This window comes from Kitasatospora sp. NPDC034035 (assembly GCF_055575755.1).
Genome location: NZ_JBVISA010000009.1, coordinates 119,392 through 136,605, shown reverse-complemented (window position 1 = coordinate 136,605; position 17,214 = coordinate 119,392). Strand labels below are relative to the sequence as shown.

Annotated in this window: 14 protein-coding genes; 8 read left to right on the top strand and 6 right to left on the bottom strand. The window is 73.2% G+C overall.

Features of this window, described 5'->3' with window-relative positions; genetic code table 11:
* Positions 1 to 18 precede the first annotated feature (18 nt).
* Both ACZ52J_RS15280 and ACZ52J_RS15275 read right to left on the bottom strand, forming a co-directional pair.
* Positions 19 to 672: a DUF6230 family protein gene (locus tag ACZ52J_RS15280; RefSeq protein WP_360503066.1), complete on the bottom strand. Its 654-nt coding sequence runs from the start codon at positions 670 to 672 to the stop codon at positions 19 to 21.
* Between the two features lie 139 nt (positions 673 to 811).
* Positions 812 to 1,618: a TetR/AcrR family transcriptional regulator gene (locus ACZ52J_RS15275; protein WP_465618951.1), complete on the bottom strand. Its 807-nt coding sequence runs from the start codon at positions 1,616 to 1,618 to the stop codon at positions 812 to 814.
* Between the two features lie 516 nt (positions 1,619 to 2,134).
* Here ACZ52J_RS15275 and ACZ52J_RS15270 point away from each other — a divergent pair.
* The 3 genes from ACZ52J_RS15270 (at position 2,135) to ACZ52J_RS15260 (ending at position 5,417) form a co-directional block, all read left to right on the top strand.
* On the top strand, positions 2,135 to 2,803 hold the full coding sequence (locus ACZ52J_RS15270) for a Tat pathway signal sequence domain protein (RefSeq protein ID WP_360503061.1): 669 nt from the start codon (positions 2,135 to 2,137) through the stop codon (positions 2,801 to 2,803).
* Between the two features lie 251 nt (positions 2,804 to 3,054).
* A complete protein-coding gene (locus ACZ52J_RS15265; RefSeq protein WP_465618948.1) occupies positions 3,055 to 3,942 on the top strand; it encodes an AAA family ATPase in 888 nt (295 codons plus the stop codon).
* Positions 3,939 to 5,417, top strand: a complete 1,479-nt coding sequence (locus tag ACZ52J_RS15260) for a vWA domain-containing protein (protein WP_465618946.1) — start codon at positions 3,939 to 3,941, stop codon at positions 5,415 to 5,417. Before ACZ52J_RS15265 ends, ACZ52J_RS15260 begins: the two co-directional genes overlap by 4 nt.
* Before the next feature lie 41 nt (positions 5,418 to 5,458).
* Here the strand turns inward: ACZ52J_RS15260 and ACZ52J_RS15255 are convergent, their stop codons facing one another.
* Together ACZ52J_RS15255 and ACZ52J_RS15250 are read right to left on the bottom strand one after the other, a co-directional pair.
* On the bottom strand, positions 5,459 to 6,439 hold the full coding sequence (locus ACZ52J_RS15255; RefSeq protein ID WP_465618944.1) for an alpha/beta fold hydrolase: 981 nt from the start codon (positions 6,437 to 6,439) through the stop codon (positions 5,459 to 5,461).
* 157 nt (positions 6,440 to 6,596) lie between these two features.
* Positions 6,597 to 10,106, bottom strand: coding sequence for a S8 family serine peptidase (locus tag ACZ52J_RS15250; RefSeq protein WP_465618942.1), 3,510 nt, complete (start codon positions 10,104 to 10,106; stop codon positions 6,597 to 6,599).
* A gap of 441 nt (positions 10,107 to 10,547) precedes the next feature.
* Here ACZ52J_RS15250 and ACZ52J_RS15245 point away from each other — a divergent pair, with 441 nt between their 5' ends.
* The gene (locus ACZ52J_RS15245) at positions 10,548 to 10,838 is read left to right on the top strand and encodes a hypothetical protein (protein ID WP_465618940.1); all 291 of its coding nucleotides are present in this window, start codon (positions 10,548 to 10,550) and stop codon (positions 10,836 to 10,838) included.
* Between the two features lie 166 nt (positions 10,839 to 11,004).
* Entirely contained in the window at positions 11,005 to 12,798 is a 1,794-nt protein-coding gene (locus ACZ52J_RS15240) for a S8 family peptidase (RefSeq protein ID WP_465619232.1), read from the top strand.
* 40 nt (positions 12,799 to 12,838) lie between these two features.
* On the opposite strand, the gene ACZ52J_RS15235 is transcribed toward ACZ52J_RS15240, so the two are convergent.
* Positions 12,839 to 13,036, bottom strand: coding sequence for a hypothetical protein (locus ACZ52J_RS15235; RefSeq protein ID WP_360503044.1), 198 nt, complete (start codon positions 13,034 to 13,036; stop codon positions 12,839 to 12,841).
* Positions 13,037 to 13,224: 188 nt separating this feature from the next.
* Between ACZ52J_RS15235 and ACZ52J_RS15230 the strand changes: the two genes are divergently transcribed.
* The 3 genes from ACZ52J_RS15230 (at position 13,225) to ACZ52J_RS15220 (ending at position 15,612) form a co-directional block, all read left to right on the top strand.
* On the top strand, positions 13,225 to 14,640 hold the full coding sequence (locus ACZ52J_RS15230; protein WP_465618938.1) for a D-alanyl-D-alanine carboxypeptidase family protein: 1,416 nt from the start codon (positions 13,225 to 13,227) through the stop codon (positions 14,638 to 14,640).
* Between the two features lie 52 nt (positions 14,641 to 14,692).
* Positions 14,693 to 15,106: a PPOX class F420-dependent oxidoreductase gene (locus ACZ52J_RS15225; protein WP_360503041.1), complete on the top strand. Its 414-nt coding sequence runs from the start codon at positions 14,693 to 14,695 to the stop codon at positions 15,104 to 15,106.
* A gap of 107 nt (positions 15,107 to 15,213) precedes the next feature.
* Positions 15,214 to 15,612 carry a PIN domain-containing protein gene (locus tag ACZ52J_RS15220; RefSeq protein ID WP_465618936.1) on the top strand — a complete coding sequence of 133 codons (399 nt, stop codon included), beginning with the start codon at positions 15,214 to 15,216 and terminating at the stop codon, positions 15,610 to 15,612.
* A gap of 26 nt (positions 15,613 to 15,638) precedes the next feature.
* Here ACZ52J_RS15220 and ACZ52J_RS15215 read toward each other — a convergent pair whose 3' ends face one another.
* On the bottom strand, positions 15,639 to 17,150 hold the full coding sequence (locus ACZ52J_RS15215) for a TROVE domain-containing protein (protein WP_465619230.1): 1,512 nt from the start codon (positions 17,148 to 17,150) through the stop codon (positions 15,639 to 15,641).
* Positions 17,151 to 17,214 lie beyond the last annotated feature (64 nt).

Below are 17,214 nucleotides of genomic sequence, written 5' to 3'. Positions count from 1 at the left end.
GTGCGGACTCCGCCATGCTCAGCAGCCCTGGGAGCTGAAGCTCAGCCGCAGGTTGGGCAGTTTGAACCCGACGGCGGTGCTCGCGTAGTTGTGCTGCTTGAGGTGCGTCAGCAGGACGGTGTCGGCCTGCTGGCCGAAGACACCCGGGTTGCCCTTGCCGACCGGTCCGGCCTTGTCGAAGGTGCTGGCGTCGCCGCCGATCTCGATGTTGGTGAACTCCGCGTCGCCGGACAGCAGATCGGAGTCGGTGGTGAGGTTGGTGGCGGAGACGGGGGTGCCGCCGTCGCCCGCGTGGATCACCAGGTTGATGCCGCCGAGGTCGACGCTCTGGCACAGGTTGGTGATCTGGGCGCTCTTGATCGCCGACACGGCGACCAGGACCTGGCCGCCGGTGGAGCCCGCGTTGGGGCTGTCGGGGATCATCGAGTCCAGCGCGCCGAACTGTGCGAAGCCCTGGCCGTCCAGCTTGTCGGCGGTGATGGTGAACGGCATGCCGGAGATGGAGAACTGCGCGGCGAGTACGCCCTGGGCGGTGAGCGCCATCAGGACGCCCCCGGCGGCGATGGCCGGCACGGCCATCAGGACGGTGCGCTTGAGCCGTACCCGGCCTCTTCTCGGGCCGGCCGGCTGTGGGGTCTCGGCCGCCGCGGCGGCGTCCTCGGACATGGCCATGTGTGCTCCCTGTGGGTGGATTGGGTGTGCAGGCACTGGCATGTTGCCCTGGCGCGGACAGCGTTCCGCGGCCCGACCGGATCACCCGCCCCTCGGCAGCGGGGCGGGTCAGGTCGGAGCGCGGTAAGTAACTGGGAAGCTACTGCCGGGTATTGGCCGGGTCAATACGGGTGCACGAAGGATCTTCACCAATCCCGGGCCCGAGCCGCTCGGCGGCCCCCGCCGGGCCGGTCCGCTCGACCGTGCCCGCCACCCCGAGCCGCTCGGCAGCCTCCGCCGGACCGAGGAACGGAGCCAGGCAGAACATGCTCAATACCGGTAGCAGCTCCGGTAGTTGATCGGTCCGGCCGGAGTCGATCCGGCGGTAGAGCGCGCTGTAGACGCCGCCCACCACGGCGTCCACCATCTCGTTCACCGTTACGCCGCCCGGCAGTTGGGGCACCTCGGCGAAGAACGCCCGGAACCTGGTGAGGAGTTGATCCCTCTCGCGCCGCCCCTCCGGGCCGACCGCCTCGATCTCGATCACCGCCATGGTGGCGAACGAGGGTGTCCCGGCGAGCAGTTGGAGCATCGCGCCGAGCGCCTGCCGGATCCCCCGGCACCAGTCGGATTCGGCCGCGAAGGCCGCCGCCATCCGCCGGAGCACCACCCCGGTGCCGTACCGGTGCGCGGCCAGGAAGGCGTCCTCCTTGCCGCTGAACAGCTCGTAGAAGACCGGCCTGGTCACACCCGCCGCGCGGCAGATGTCGCTCACCGTCGCGTGCCGGTAGCCGCGTTCGGCGACGGTCCGGACCAGCCCGTCCAGCAGCCGCTCGCGCTGGGTCGCGGCGACCACGCCCGCGGGCTGCCGGCGCGGGCCGGGCTTGATCGAGCGGGCGGGGTCGCGGCCGGTCCGCGCGCCCGGCAGCAGGACCACGTCGGCACTCCGGAGGTAGTTCCGATCCATCACCAACTCCTGTGTCCTGTATTGACATTGACGCAACACCGGGTTTACAACACTGACAGGTTTCCAACCGGTGGGCGAGCAGGCCCCCACCGGCCGACCTCCAGGGGCTCCCGTGGTCCGGGCGAACCGCCCGGACCACCGGACCACGGCGGGCGCGGGCCCGCGGCGGTGGCAGCCGCCGACGTGCACCCCCACAGCACCGCACGTCCGCACCGACTCTGCGCAGTGCCGCTGTGTCCCGCACCACCGGACGTCCACATCCGTACATCCACATCCGTACGTCCGTGCAGCGCCGTACACCGATACACCCGTACACCCGTACACCCGTACCACCCGTACACGGCTGTACGTCCGCACACCGCCGTACCGCACGAGCGGGCCCGTGGCGCCGGGCCCGCCCGCACCGCGGCCCCGCCGGAGCCCCCGGTACGCCATGCACCTCCCCCGTCGTGCACACCACCACACCCGCACGCCGGGATTCCCCCACCCGTCCCCCGGACGGAGAGAGGTACCCTCATGCGCATCCGTCGCACCCTCGCCACCGCCGCCCTCGCCGCACTCGCCCTCACCGGCGCGGCCGTGGCACCCGCCGAGGCCGCCACCGCCGTACTCACCACCGGCAGTTCGACCGGCCCGGCCGTCGCCGTCGGTGACGTCCTGTCCGCCAACCTGGCCTCCGGCAGCTACGCGACCTTCTACAACAGTGCCACCGGGACGAGCGGCATCAAGTGTGCCGCCTCCTCCTTCTCGGCGACCGTGACCGCCAACCCGGCCGCCCCGGGCAGCGCCGTCGAGCAGCTCAACACCCAGACCTTCGGCTCCTGCACCTCCAACGTCCTCGGTGTCACGGGCGTCAGGAGCATCACCGTCACCAACCTGCCGTTCACCAACACGGTCAGCGACGCCCCCGGCTACCCGGTCAAGCTCACCCCCGGCGCGGCCGGCGCGATGGGCACCACCGTGGTGCTCAGCACCATCCTGGGCAGCATCAGCTGCAACTACCAGAACGCCACCGGAATCAACGGCACCGCCTCGAACACCGGCAGCACCATCGGCTTCTCCGCCCAGCCGTTCACCCTGGTGTCCGGCCCGGGCCTGTGCTTCTCGACGGGCTACTTCAGCGCCACCTACGGCCCGGTCACCGACACCTCCGTCGCCGGCAGCCCGGTCCTCGTCGTCAACTGACGGTCCGCGTCAACTGACGGTCCGCGCCGACTGACGGTCCGCACCGCCGACTGACGGTCCGCGCCGTCGGCTGACGCGCAGCCCCACCCCGACCACGGCGGCGTACGGCACCGGCACCACGCCGTACGCCGCTGGGCCGTGCCCGGGCACACCGGGGCACCGGGGCACCGGGCGGGACACCGAGACAGCGAAGTGACCGGCCGGTAGGGTGGCGCCGCACACGGACGGCGAACCTTGAACAGGGCGGGCACATGGGCAGCGACGGAACGACGGCACGTGGCACGGGCTTCTTCACCTCGGTCGCGGACGCCGCCGAGCAACTCGCCGCCACCGGCTACCTCGCCTCCCCGGCCGTCGCCACCACCGTCTTCCTCGCCGACCGGCTCGGCAAGCCGCTGCTGGTCGAGGGACCGGCCGGGGTCGGCAAGACCGAGCTCGCCAAGGCGGTCGCCGCGATCGGCCGGGCCCGGCTCGTCCGGCTGCAGTGCTACGAGGGCATCGACGAGGCCCGCGCGCTCTACGAGTGGAACCACGCCAAGCAGCTGCTGCGGATCACCGCCGGCCGCGACGAGGGCTGGGAGGAGGCCCGCGGCGACATCTTCGGCGAGGAGTTCCTGCTCACCCGCCCGCTGCTCACCGCCATCCGCGGCGAGGAGCCGACGGTGCTGCTGATCGACGAGATGGACAAGGCCGACGTCGAGGTCGAGGCGCTGCTCCTGGAGGTGCTCAGCGACTTCCAGGTCACCGTCCCCGAGCTCGGCACGATCACCGCCACCCGCCGTCCCTTCGTCCTGCTCACCTCCAACGCCACCCGCGAGCTCTCCGAGGCGCTGCGCCGCCGCTGCCTCTTCCTCCACCTCGACTACCCGGGCGCCGAGTTGGAGCGCCGGATCGTCCGCCTCAAGGTGCCGGGACTGGACGACACCCTGGCCGAGTCGCTGGTACGGATCGTCGGCGCGCTGCGTGCGATGGAGCTGCGCAAGGCACCGTCCGTCGCCGAGACCATCGACTGGGCCCGCACCCTGCTCGCCCTGGGCGCGGACACCCTCGACGAGACGGCCGTCCGGGACACCCTCGGGGTGATCCTCAAGCACCAGGACGACATCCGGAAGGCCGCCCAGAAGCTCACCCTCGCGTGACCGCCGCACCCCAGGGCGCCGGCCCCACCGCGCCCCAGGCCACCGACACCGCCGGCCGCCTCACCGGCCTGGTCCGCGCCCTGCGCGGCCACGGCCTGCGGATCGGCCCGGCCGAGACGGTGGACGCCGCCGCCGTCCTCGACGTCCTCGGTTTCACCGACCGCGAGCAGATGCGGGCCGGCCTGGCCGCCGCCCTGCTGCGCTCCGACGGCCAACGGGTGGTCTTCGACGCCACCTTCGACCTGTTCTTCCCCCTCGGCGTCGGCACCCCCGAAGCCGTCCGCGCCGACCCGCCACCGGTCCCCGAGGACCCCGAGCCGCCACGCTTCGGCCGCCCCGACCCGCTCCGCGACGACCTGCGCGAACGCCTCGCCGCCGCCCTCGCCGCGGACGACCGCGCCGCCCAGGCCCGGCTCGCCGGCGAGGTCGTGGCAGCCTTCGGCCGGTACGGCGCCGGCGGCGCACCCGGCACGCCCGGCACGCCCGGCACGCCCGGCACCGACGGCTGGTCCGCCCAGCAGGCGCTCGGCCGGCTGTCCCCCGAGACGCTGCTGGCCCGGATCCTCGCCGCCCTGCGCGGCCGCCCCGGCCCGGCGGACGTCTCCGACCTGGTCCTCGCCGACGAGATCCGCCGCCGCATCCGGGACTTCCGCGCCCAGGTCGCCACCGAGGCCCGCCGTCGGGTCGCCGAACTGCGCGGCCCCGAACGGATCGCCGAGCGCGCCGTCGCCCCCACCGCCGACCGGATCGACTTCCTGTACGCCGGCCCCGACCAGCTCGCCGAACTGCGCCGCACTGTCCACCCGCTGGCCCGCAAGCTCGCCACCCGCCTGGCCGCCCGCCGCCGCCGCGCCGCCCGCGGCCGCATCGACCTGCGCCGCACCCTGCGCCGCTCGCTCACCACCGGCGGCGTACCGCTGCGCCCCGCCTACCGGCTGCGCCGCCCGGCCCGGCCGGAACTGGTGCTGCTCTGCGACGTCTCCGGCTCGGTGGCGGGTTTCGCCGACTTCACCATGCTGCTGGTCCAGGCGATGAGCGAACAGTTCAGCAAGGTCCGGGTGTTCGCCTTCGTCAACCGCACCGCGGAGGTCACCGACCTGCTCAGGAACGGCGACGACCCGGCCCGCCTGGCCGCCCGGATCCTCGCCGAGGCCAAGGTGATGGGCTACCACGGCAACAGCGACTACGGCTCCGCCCTCGGCGACTTCGCCGACCACCACCTGGACGCCGTCGGCCCGCGCACCTGCGTCCTGGTCCTCGGCGACGCCCGCAACAACCACCGCGACCCCAACCTCGACGCCCTCCGCCGGATCGCCGGTCGGGCCCGACGGGTCTTCTGGCTGAACCCCGAACAGCCGTCCCTCTGGCCGACCGGCGACTCCGCCGCCCACGCCTACGCCGGCGTCGTGGAGATGCACTCCTGCCGCAACGCCCGCCGCCTCGGCGAACTGATCGCCCGCCTCCTGCCGGTCTGACCCCCGCCCGGGCCCGGACGGGGGTGCCGCCGGAACGGGCGTCAGTCCAGCGACTTCAGGAAGTCCAGCAGCGCCTCGGTGACCTCGGCCGGGCGCTCCTGCTGCGTCCAGTGCCCGGTCTCCGGGAGCCGGACGTGCCGGTGCAGCCGAGGGGTCACGTGCTGCAGCAGGTACGCCACCACTTCACGCGGCACCATCGCGTTCACCAGGTCCTGCTCACCGGTCACGTACAGCGCGGGCGCCTCGATCCGCCGGCCGGTGAACGCCGCCATCAGCTCGTTGTTCCGGTCGATGTTGCGGTACCAGTTGAGTCCCCCGGTGAAGGCGCGCTCGCCGTGCAGGGCGTAGTCGGCCGCGAAGGCGTCGATGTCCGCCTCGGTGAGCCAGGAGGGCAGCCGCTCCGGCTCCGGAATGGTGTCCAGCAGGCTCCCGCCCTCGGGGGCGACCCACGGCTTCGGTTCCCCGTCCGGGTAGGTGCCGCCGAGGATGCGGCGGAACGAGGCCTTGGGGTCGGCCGCCAGCTCGGCGTCGGCACGGCCGGGTTCCTGGAAGTAGATCTGGTAGAAGCCGTCGCCGAACTTCTCCCGGGAGGCCGCCAGCGGCGTCGGTCCGGACGGCAGCGGCGGCACGCTCAGCCCGGCGACGCCCCGCACCAGGTCCGGGCGCAGCGCCGCGGTGGCCCAGGCGACGGGGGCGCCCCAGTCGTGCCCGACCACCACCGCCCGCTCCGCTCCGAGCGCGCCGATCAGCGCCGTCACGTCGCCGACCAGGTGCAGCAGGCTGTACGCGTCCACGTTCTCGGGCTGCTCGCTGCGGGCGTAGCCGCGCTGGTCGGGCGCCACCACCCGGTAGCCGGCCTCGGCGAGCGGCGCGAACTGGTGCCGCCAGGAGTACCAGCTCTCCGGGAAGCCGTGCAGCAGCAGGACCAGCGGCCCCTCCCCCTGCTCGGCGAGGTGCAGCCGCACCCCGTTCACCTCGACCTCGCTGTGCTTGATCGACTCGTACGACACGAAACTCACCATCCGCTAGGAAACGTCCGTCCGCTTCCGAACCTGCCCCGCCGACCGCCGTCGGAACCCCTCCTCGACCTCTCGTCCGCCCCGGGACACAAGCAGCCGAGGCCGCCCCGGAATCCGGGACGGCCTCGGCCTCATCGTGAAGCGGTGGAGTGGCTGAGCGTCAGTTCACCGTGTAGCTGTACGGGATCGCCGCGAGCACCGCACCGGTGGTGTTCAGGACGTTGTTGGCGGTGGCCACCCCGGTCGGGCCGGACACCAGGTACAGCACACCCTTGACCGTGCTGCCCTTCGGGCCGGTCGGGGTCAGGGTCACCTGCAGCGAGCCGGTGGCGCCGGGCGCGACGGTCACCGGGCTGGCGGCCTGGGCCGAGGCGTCCACCGAGGCGGCGTACGGGTCGCCGGTGCTGGAGGTCAGCGCCGGGTCGAAGGCCTGGGTGTGCGCGGTGGCCGTGATGGTGGAGGTGCCGGTCGGGGCGCCGCCGTTGCCGAACGGGCCGATCTGCTGCACGAAGGTGCTCCAGTTGCCCGGGACGACCGGCTGCTCGGCGGTGCCGTTGTCGGTCACGACCGAGATGGTCGAGCCGTTCTGGGCCTTCTTCAGGTCGCCGAACAGGTCCGGCGAGCCGGTGGTGGCGCTCAGCTCGATCTGCGCCGGCGTCGAGGACGCCGCCACGGCCTTGAGCTGGTCGGTGCCCGGCGGCACCAGGAAGGACGGCACCGTGGAGCTGAGGCTCAGCGGCAGGTTGACGCTCGCCGAGGCGCCCTGCGGCACCAGCGGGACGTCCACCCGGCGGTCCAGGCGGCCGTCGGCGGCGATCTTCTGGGCCGCGACGGTGTTGTTGGTGTAGTTCACCTGGACGGTGACCGGCTTGCCGGCCGCCAGCTTGGTGTGCGCGTCGTTCGGCAGACCGGCCGCGGTGGCCTGGTTCTGGTTGAACGCGACGGTGCCGGTGAAGTCCTGGGCGAGCTGCTGGCCGCTGACCGGGCCGAGCACGTTCAGGACGAACCGCCAGCGGCCGGCGGCCGGGTTGACGGTGGTGGCCGAGACGCCGGCCGAGGTGCCGGTCAGGTTGCCCTGGGCGTCGAACTGGCCGTTGCCCTCGATGTCGATCGGGGTGCCGTTCGGGCTGATCAGCGCGCCCTGCATGAGCAGGTTGGCGTCCTTGCCGACGGTGACGCCGACCCGCAGGTCCTTCTGGCCCTTCGGGACGTCGAAGCCGTAGGTGAAGCTCTGCGTCGGCGAGGCGCTGCGGCCGTTGCCACCGGTGATGGAGCCGGTGAAGGTGCCCTTGCCCTGGTTGACCGGGACGAGGCTGCGCAGCGTGACCGGGACGCTGGTGGTGCTGCCGTTGGAGCTGGAGACGGTGATCGCCTCGCTGGAGTCACCGCTGGTCGCCGGGGTGGTCAGCTGGACCTTGAGGGTCTTGGTCTGACCGGGCTGCAGCTCGGTGGTGCTCGGGCTCACGGCGCCGGCCGGCACCGCGCGCTGGGTGGCGGTGCCCAGCTGGACCGGGCCGGTGAAGCCGGCCTTGCCCGCCGGGGTGTAGAGGATCGCGGTCCACTCGCCGGCCACCGGGTGCGGGACGTCGACCAGGCCGAAGTTCGCCGGGGTGGCGCCGCCCTGCGGACGGGTGTTGGTCTCGAAGCGGCCCGACGGGTCGAGCAGCGTCATGCGGACGACCGGGCCGTTGGTGACCGGGTTGGGCGCACCGTGCCAGGCGATCGAGGCCGCGAGGCGGTCCGCGCCGGCCGGGACGGTGAACTTGACCTGCTTCTGCACCCAGTTCGTACCGTTGGTGGCGTACTTGAAGGTGTCCGTCGAGGACGAGTCCAGCTGGACGGTCTGCTGGTTGCTCGACTGCGGGGCGAAGCTGCGGGTCGCGGCGCTCACCGTCTGGGGCTCGTCACTGGTGTTGGTGACGGACACGTCGGTGCTGTGGGTCGAGCCGGGGGTGCCGGCGATGTCGACCTGGCCGGTGTTGACCACGACGGTGTTGGCGCCGTCGGTGCCGTCCCCGTCGTCGTAGCCGCGGGCGGCCTCGACGGCGGCGCGGACGTTCAGCAGGCCGGCGCCCTGCTCCTCGGCGGGGACGCCGAGGTCGCTGGCGGTGCCGGTGAGGAACTTCTTCACCAGCGCCGGGGTGGGCGAGTCACCGCCGTGGGTGTCGCGGTAGGCCTGGATGACCAGGGCCGCGGCACCGGTGACGAACGGGGCGGCCTGGCTGGTGCCACCGAAGGGCTGGATCGGCGAGGCCTTGCCGTTGAAGCCCGAGCAGTCGGTGTACTTGGTGAGGTCGGGGGTGCAGAGCGCCCAGTCCGACTCACCCGGCGCGACCAGGTCGACGGTGCGGCCGGCCTGGGTGAAGCCACCCGAGGACAGCGCGGAGATACGGCTGTTGTTCCAGGTCTTGTTGGAGAACTGGGAGGCCGCGTAACCGGTCTGCTGGTAGTTCTGGTTGTCGGTGGAGGCGCCGACCGAGATCACGTACGGATCGGTGGACGGCGTACCGACGGTGCCGCTGATGCCGGCGTCACCGGAGGAGACGGCGACGGTGACACCGGCCTTGACGGCCTGCTCGTTGAAGAGCGAGATGGTGTCGTGCGCGCCGCTGTCCGGGGTGACGTTGCCGCCGAAGGACTCGTTGAGCACGTCCACGTGGGCGACCCGCACCGCGTAGTCGATGGACTGCAGGATCGACGAGTTGGACATCAGCTCGCCGCCGGCCTTCAGGGCGACCAGGTCGGCGTCCGGGGCGAGGCCGCGGATGCGGATGTTGCAGCCGGCCGGCAGCGGGTGCGAGGCGTTGACGAACTGCGAGACGTCGTAGGTCTGGCGGCCCTGGGCGATGACCGCCGAGGCGTCACCGAAGGCCTCCGCCGCGCCGGTCGGCGCGTCCCAGCCGTCGCCCGCGAAGTCCTTGTAGTCGACCACGGCGTGCGAGCCGTCGGCCCGGATGAAGTCCGGGTTGTTCGGGTCGAGGCCGTCCGCGATGTAGGCGACCTTGACGCCCTTGCCGGTGGCGAGGTTCTCCACACCGGGCTTGCCGTTGCCGGTGTAGGCCCGGACCGAGTACAGACCCTCGGGCTCCAGCAGGGGCTTGCTGGGGTCGGAGGGGCAGACCGTGTTGGTCGCGTTCTCCTCGGCGCCCTGGCCGTTGCTGCCCGAAACGGCCTGCGGAGCGGCGGCGGCCTTGGGCGCCTTCGCGCCGTCGGCGGCCGCGGAGTCGGCGGCGTCCTTGGTCTGCTTCGCCTTGCCGGCGGCCGCCGGGGCGACCTGGACCTGGGTGTCCGCCACCACGGAGGAGACGGCCGGGTCCGCCTGCAGCTGAGCGCGCAGGGCGGGGCTGACCGTGGCCGAGAAGGCGTTGCCGACCACGAAGCTCTTGATGTTGGTACCGCCGGCCGCCTTGACCTTGTTCAGCAGCGGCGCCTGCGAGGAGGCGGTCTTCTGCTGACGGGCGCCCAGGTGACCGTGGTCGGCCGGGGCGTCCGCTATCTGGTCCTTCAGGATCACGATCACCGGCACCGGGGCCCCGTCCGCGGACGCCGCCTGGGCGTTCTGCGGGTCCGGGGTCGGAGCTGCGTTGGCGCCGGTCCCGAAGCTCAGGACCATGGACGCGGCGGTGACCGTGACGGCAGCTGCTAGCTGGGTTTTCCGCCAGCCGATCATGGACATCCTTTCGTCTGTTTTATGGCTGACGCAATCCAACGCACCTGAACGCGATCACGACAAGGGGGTAAATCCCCATCAGAAAGTAAAGTTGACCATCACTCGGTAAAACTCACGGGCGGAAATCGGGCCGAATCCACATCTTTCAGCCAATCGGCCTCGCCCGGCGCCGGACGCTCCCGCACCCGGGATTCCCGTGGCGAACTCCGGACACTGGCGAAACCTCGCCACCGGGCTGACCACATGTCGACACCGCGACATTCCCTTCCCCGCCGTCCGCTGCCGAAACCAGACCCGGCGCGGCGGGGAGGAGGAACTCGGCACCGGGAACGCCAGGCAGGCCCGGCGCCAGCCCATTCAATTGGTCACTTTTACTGTATAAACAGTTTTCTCCGGAGGCGATAATGTGCGCCGCCAGGAGATTCCGGATGACCGTCCGTCATGGCCGCGCTCGCGAGGCGCGCCGTGGGCGAACGACTCGGCCGCACCACGATGCCGCCCTACACGTACATGCCGGGAAAGGCCGGACGACTCGACCTGACGTACGACCGCGCACTGGCCCGACTCCCGGCCGATCCACCGCCCACGGACGACCGGCACGCGGCCGTCACCGCCGACGCCCGCGCCGCCGGCGGCACCCCGGACGGCCACCGGGAGGCCTTCGCCACCGGCCTCGGCATCCAGCTCGACGGCAGCGCGGCGGGCGTGGGCGGCTCGACGACCCTTCCGTGAAAAGTCGTCATGCGTAAAACCTTCCCCAACTCCTGGCCAATCTGGCATGTTTCCTTCAATTCCTGTGCGCTCCCCCTCGCGCACGGGCCGGATCGGAGGACACGTGTCACCCCTGATATCCCGGCGGCTCGGCCGCCCGGCCGCCGCCCTCGCCGTCGCCTCGGCCATGGCGCTCGCCACCCCCACGGCATTCGCGACCGCCGCCCACACGAGCACCACACCCGCCGTCCCCGGCAGCGCCACGGCCGCCGCCCCGACGGCCGCGCAGGCCCCCACGACCGCCACGGGCACCGCCACCAGCCCCGGCACCGCCGCCGGTTGGGCCGCCGGCACCCGCGCCTACCTGGTGATCAGCGCACCCGCCGACATCGCCGCCGCCAAGAGCGCCGTCGCCGCGAAGGGCGGAACGGTCTTCGCGAGCTACGACACGATCGGCGTCATCGTCGCCCACTCGACCGGCACCGGCTTCGCCGCCGCGCTGCGGACCGTCCCCGGCATCCAGCAGGTGGGCGCGACCCGCACCTCCGACGTGCCGGCCGACGCCTACAACCCGGCCCTGCCGGCCAACCCCGCCCAGTCGGCCACCACGCTCACCGAGTCCAACCGCTGGGACATGACCCAGATCAAGGCCGACCAGGCCTGGAACGTCACCACCGGCTCCCCCTCCGTCAAGGTCGGCGTGCTCGACACCGGCGTGGACGACCAGCACCAGGACCTCGCACCGAACTTCGACGCCGCCGACTCGGTCTCCTGCGCGTACGGCAAGCCCGACACCCGCACCGGCGCCTGGCGCGACGTGGACACCCACGGCACCCACGTCGCCGGCACCATCGCGGCCGCGAAGAACGGCAAGGGCGTCATCGGCGTCGCGCCGGGCGTGAGGATCGCCTCGGTCCGGATCGCCGAGCCGACCAGCACCCTGTTCTACGCCGAGAACACCGTCTGCGGCTTCATCTGGGCCGGCGACCACGGCTTCAAGGTGACCAACAACAGCTACTACACCGACCCGTGGCAGTTCAACTGCCCGAACGACCTCGACCAGGCGGCCGTCATCGAGGGCGTCAAGCGCGCCCAGGAGTACGCCGAGGGCAAGGGTTCGCTGCAGGTCGCGGCGGCCGGCAACGCCGACTACGACCTGGCCGCCAAGACCACCGACACCGCGAGCCCGAACGACTCCACTCCGGTCACCCGGACCATCAGCAACGCCTGCCTCGACATCCCCACCGAACTCCCCGGCGTGGTGACCGTCGCTGCCACGGGCAGCGGCAGCGGCAAGGCCTCCTACTCCAACTTCGGCCGGGGTGTCATCGACGTCGCGGCGCCCGGCGGCGACGGCGCGACCGCCGTCTACTCGACCCTGCCCGGCGGCAAGTACGGCACCAAGAGCGGCACATCGATGGCTTCCCCGCACGTCACCGGGGTGGCCGCGCTGATCGCGAGCACCGACCCGTCGCTCACCCCGGCCGACATCCGGGCCCGTCTGGCCACCCAGGCCGACGACCTGGCCTGCCCCGCCGGGGACAGCCGCTGCACCGGCACCACCGCGAACAACGCCTTCTTCGGCGAGGGCCAGGTCGACGCGCTGAAGGCGGTCGGCGGCACGACCCCGCCCACCGGGAAGTACTTCGAGAACCCTGCCGATGTGGCGATCGCCGACAACACCACGGTGGAGAGCCCGATCGCCGTCACCGGCGTCACCGGCAACGCGCCCGCGGCACTCAAGGTCGGCGTGGACATCAAGCACACCTACCGCGGTGACCTGGTCCTCTCCCTGGTCGCCCCCGACGGCACGGTCTACCTCCTGGAGGACTTCCCGGACAACGACAGCGCCGACAACGTCGCCAAGACCTACACCGTCAACGCCGCCGCGAGCGCGGCGAACGGCACCTGGAAACTCCGGGTGAAGGACGGCGCCTCCGGCGACACCGGCACGATCGACACCTGGAACCTCACCTTCTGACCCACCCTCGGTGCCTCGCCGCCCGCCGCCCGCCGCCCGGCTATCCGCGCCGGGCGGCGGGAATCGCCAGCAGGACGCCGAGCACCAGCAGGGTGGCGTACCCGACGGTCTCGTGGCCGTCGGGCACCAGGAAGCGGACGAAGCCGAACAGCCGGAAGCCCCCGATCCAACCGGACAGCAGGCCGGAGGCGCCGCCGAGGATCAGCACGAAACCGAGGTAGCCGAGCAGGGTCTTCATACCCCCGACCCTAGGAATCCGCCACCGCCCGGACATCCGACTTCCGGCGCGACCGGGCACCACCAAAGTCGTGGGCCGCGGCCACCCGGTCCGGAGCACCGTCCGGAGCTCGGCCCGAAGCACCGGACGGAGCACCGGACGGAGCAGCAGGCACGGCGGCCCGGCGGCGGCCCGGGTACGTTCGCCGTGTGCAGCCCACGCGCATATCGAAGAAGTCACCGTACGTCACCAGGGCCGCGGCCGGTGCCGCCGCCTCGGCCGCCCTGGTACTCGCCGTCGGCGCTCCGGCGGCCCTCGCGGCCTTCGGGCAGGACGCCGCCGGCGCCGCCGGTGTCGTCGGCGGGCAGCGGCTCGGCAGCCCGGACGTCCAGGTCGCGCCGCTCGCCGGGGCGCCCGCGCTGCCGTCCGCGCTGTCCGGCCGGTCCTGGCTGGTCGCGGACGCCGGGACCGGCGAGGTGCTCGCCGCCCGCAACGCCCATCTGCCGCTGCCCCCGGCCAGCACGCTCAAGATGCTGTTCGCGGACACCGTGATGCCCAAGTTCGACCGCTCGCTGGAGCACCTGGTCACCCCGGCCGAGCTGGCCAACCTCGGTGCCGGCAGCAGCCTGGTCGGTGTCAAGGAGAACCTGCCGTACCGGGTCGAGGACCTCTGGCGGGGCGTCTTCCTCAGCTCCGGCAACGACGCCGTCCACGTCCTCGCGCACATGAACGGCGGGCTCCAGCAGACCGTCGCCGAGATGCAGGCCCGCGCCGGGTCACTGCAGGCGAAGGACACCAAGGTGGTCTCCCCCGACGGCTACGACATGGACGGCCAGGTCACCTCCGCCTACGACCTCACCCTCTTCGCCCGCGCCGGGCTGCGCAACGCCGACTTCCGCTCCTACTGCGCCACCCGCACCGCGCACTTCCCCGGCGGGCTGGACAAGGTCACCGGCCAGCGCACCAGCTTCGACATCGCCAACACCGACCGGCTGCTCGGCAAGTACCCGGGCCTGATCGGCGTCAAGAACGGCTACACCACCAACGCGGGCGCCACCTTCACCGGCGCCGCCGAACGGGGCGGCCGGACCCTGCTGGTGACGGTGATGCACCCCGAGGCACAGGGCAAGGTCTACGACGAGGCCGCCAGCCTGCTCGACTGGGGCTTCGCGGCGGCCGGGAAGGTCCAGCCGGTCGGGCAGCTGGTCGAGGACACCGGCGCCCCGGCCTCCTCCCCCGCGTCCCCCGCCTCCCCCGGGGCCCCGGAGGCCGCGGCCGGCTCCCAGCTGCCGCCGTGGTCCCGGGCACCCGTCCTCAGCGGCGACGGCCCCGGCTTCGCCCCCGCCGTCTGGACGGCCGCCGTCCTCGGCACCACCCTCGCCGTCTGGGCCACCGCCCGTACCGCCGCCCGCCGCCGCACCGCGCCCGCCCACACCCCGGCCACCGCCCGCGCCTCCTCCGCTGCCGCCACCACCGCTGCCGCCGCTGTCCCGGTGCACCGCGGCGGCGCGACCGCCGTGGGCGGCGCCACCGGCATCGGAGGCCACGGCCGGCGCCGGCTGACCCGCCGCGCCCGCGCCATGCTGCGCACCGCCCGCACCGCCCGCACCCGCCGGACGCGCTGAGCCCGCCGACCTGCGGCCCGGTCCGCGGCCGGTCCCCTCTAGACTTCCGGCCATGACCACCCCCGACCCCTCCGCCGCGGACCGGCTCGCCCGGATCGTCCAGCTCTCCGCCGGGAGCTACCTGCTCGTCACCACGTACAAGAAGGACGGCACCACCGTGCCGACCCCGGTGTGGGTGGTCCGTGACGGGGAGGCGCTCGGCATCTGGACCGTCGCGGACTCCTGGAAGGTCAAGCGGATCCGCAACCGCGCCGACGTGCTGGTCGGCCCGTGCGACGTCAAGGGCCGGCCGACCGGTGCGCCGTACCCGGCGACCGCCGAGATCCTCGGCCCCGAGCGCACCGCCGCCTACCGCACGCTGCTGCGCCAGAAGTACGGCCTGCTCGGCGTGCTCACCCTGCTCGGCAGCCGGCTGCGGCGCGGCGAGCGCGGCACCGTCGGCATCCGGATCACGCTGGCGGACTGACGACGGGTACGGGTACGGGCCCGTCGGCGCGCCGCCGGGCCTGCCGGGGGTGTCGGGGGTGTCGCCGGTTCGGCCGGGGGCGGTCCGTGGTGGCAGGCTTGGCGGCCATGGGAGAGAACGAGGGCGCGCCGACGCTGCTGGTGGTGGACGGCGCGAACGTGGTCGGGTCGGTGCCCGACGGCTGGTGGCGGGACCGACGGGGTGCCGCCGAACGGCTGCGGGACACGCTGGTCGCCGTCGCCGGACGGGGGCTGCCGGACCGCCCGGGCCCGCTGGAGGTGGTCCTGGTCGTGGAGGGCGCGGCCCGGGGCGTCGCCGGGCTGCCGGAGGTTCGGGTGGTGGAGGCGAGCGGCAGCGGGGACGACCGGATCGTCGAGCTGGTCCGGGCGGCCCGCGCCGACCACCCCGAGCGGGACTGCCTGGTGGTCACCGCCGACCGCGAACTGCGCGCCCGTGTCGGCGCGTTGGGCGCCACGGTGACCGGGCCGCGCAGTGTGCGGCCCTGATGTTCGGCCCTGATGTGCGGCCCTGATCACTCCCAGGGCCAGGCGGCGGCTTGGCCGCGTTCGAGCAGCGGGATGAGTGTGAAGGACGCGTCGCTGAGGCCGCCGAAGGTGTAGCGCCGCGGGCCCGGGGCGGTGTGGCCGGTGGCGTAGCCGGCCAGGTTCCAGGTGTAGACCGGGACGTCCTCGGGGACGGGTTCGAAGACGTCGTACGGCGCCCAGTGGGTCTGCTCGTCGGTCACCACGACCACCCGGTCGTGGTCCCGGTAGTGCGTGCGGACCGCGGCGGCCGTGGAGGTACCGCCCAGGTTGCGGAAGCGCCGCAGGGTCCGCAGCACCGACGGCTCCGGTTCGACCACCCGGCTGCCGCTGCCGAACTGGACCAGGTCGGCCTGTTCGGCCCGCAGGGCGAGCGCGGTGCCGAAGATGGCGGCCGTGTCCGCCCGGTTGAGCTGGGTCCGCGCCGAGGGCAGGTCGAACATCGAGCCTGAGCGGTCCACCAGCACCAGTGTGCGGCCCGGCAACGCGGGCACCCTGGCCAGCGAGTGACCGAGGGCGGTCTCCAGGGCGTCGGCCCAGCGCGGCGAGCGCGTGGCGCGGTGGGCGGCCAGGAAGCGGAACGGGAACTGCCGGGACCGTCGCACCTCCTCCGGGTCGGCGACCCGGCGGGCCACCTCCGCCGCCACCTCGTCGCCCACGCCCGCCTCGTCGAAGTTGCGCAGGTTGCGGACCAGCGCCATCGGCCCCATCGAGGGGATGACGGCCTCCCAGACGGCGGCGTCCAGCGGGCCCCGCAGCCAGCCGGCCAGGGCCTCCCAGGTCATCCCGGCCTCGGCGAGGCGGTCCGCGCCGCCGGGGTCGGTGACCCGTGCGCGGCGGTCGGCCTGCGGAACACCGAGCAGGGCGTGGTGGGCGCTCAGCAGGCCCTCGTCGGCGGGCGGCAGGGCGCGCTCCGGGCGGTGGCGGCGGTCCAGGGCGTAGCGGAACAGCGCGCCCTGCCAGGGCTTGGCCGGGTCGGGCGCGGGGTGGGTGAGTTCCAGGACGTCGCCGAAGCGGTAGCGGTGCGACGGGGTGTCGTACTTCAGCAGGGCGCGGCCGGTGTAGAGGCGGCGGACGGCGTCGCCGATGCCGCGGCGCAGCGGCTGGGGCAGCCGGCGGCCGTACCGGGCGGTCCAGTGGGCCAGCAACTCCCCCGGCTCGTCGGGCCGTTGCAGCACGGCGTCGACGGCCTGCCGGGAGTACCCGGCGGCGCCGGCGGCGGTCCGCGCGTGGACGAACTCGGCCGCCCCGACCAGTGCGGCGGTCCGGATCCGGGCCTCGGCGCGCAGCCAGCGCAGCAGGCCGAGGGTCCACAGCGGGTCGCTGACGGCCTGCTCGCGGATCAGGCGGAGGTAGCGTTCGTCGCGCTCGACGGCCGCTTCGTAGAAGCTCTCCTGCCCGAACAGGTGGGAGACGGCGAGGAGGAACAGCTCCGACTTCGGCTCCCGGACGTACCCGGTGCCGCCCTGGTGGTTGATGACCGCCCCGCCCGGGCCGAGCATCCCACTGGGGGCGGCCTTCCTGCGCGAGATCACCGGAGGCGGTGCACACCGCAGGTGCCGGACC

Coding starts and splice junctions, on each gene's coding strand:
- ACZ52J_RS15280 (WP_360503066.1), bottom strand. CDS start 672: ATGGCCATGTCCGAGGACGCCGCCGCGGCGGCCGAGACCCCACAGCCG.
- ACZ52J_RS15275 (WP_465618951.1), bottom strand. CDS start 1,618: ATGGATCGGAACTACCTCCGGAGTGCCGACGTGGTCCTGCTGCCGGGC.
- ACZ52J_RS15270 (WP_360503061.1), top strand. CDS start 2,135: ATGCGCATCCGTCGCACCCTCGCCACCGCCGCCCTCGCCGCACTCGCC.
- ACZ52J_RS15265 (WP_465618948.1), top strand. CDS start 3,055: ATGGGCAGCGACGGAACGACGGCACGTGGCACGGGCTTCTTCACCTCG.
- ACZ52J_RS15255 (WP_465618944.1), bottom strand. CDS start 6,439: ATGGTGAGTTTCGTGTCGTACGAGTCGATCAAGCACAGCGAGGTCGAG.
- ACZ52J_RS15250 (WP_465618942.1), bottom strand. CDS start 10,106: ATGATCGGCTGGCGGAAAACCCAGCTAGCAGCTGCCGTCACGGTCACC.
- ACZ52J_RS15245 (WP_465618940.1), top strand. CDS start 10,548: ATGGCCGCGCTCGCGAGGCGCGCCGTGGGCGAACGACTCGGCCGCACC.
- ACZ52J_RS15240 (WP_465619232.1), top strand. CDS start 11,005: ATGGCGCTCGCCACCCCCACGGCATTCGCGACCGCCGCCCACACGAGC.
- ACZ52J_RS15235 (WP_360503044.1), bottom strand. CDS start 13,036: ATGAAGACCCTGCTCGGCTACCTCGGTTTCGTGCTGATCCTCGGCGGC.
- ACZ52J_RS15225 (WP_360503041.1), top strand. CDS start 14,693: ATGACCACCCCCGACCCCTCCGCCGCGGACCGGCTCGCCCGGATCGTC.
- ACZ52J_RS15220 (WP_465618936.1), top strand. CDS start 15,214: ATGGGAGAGAACGAGGGCGCGCCGACGCTGCTGGTGGTGGACGGCGCG.
- ACZ52J_RS15215 (WP_465619230.1), bottom strand. CDS start 17,150: ATGCTCGGCCCGGGCGGGGCGGTCATCAACCACCAGGGCGGCACCGGG.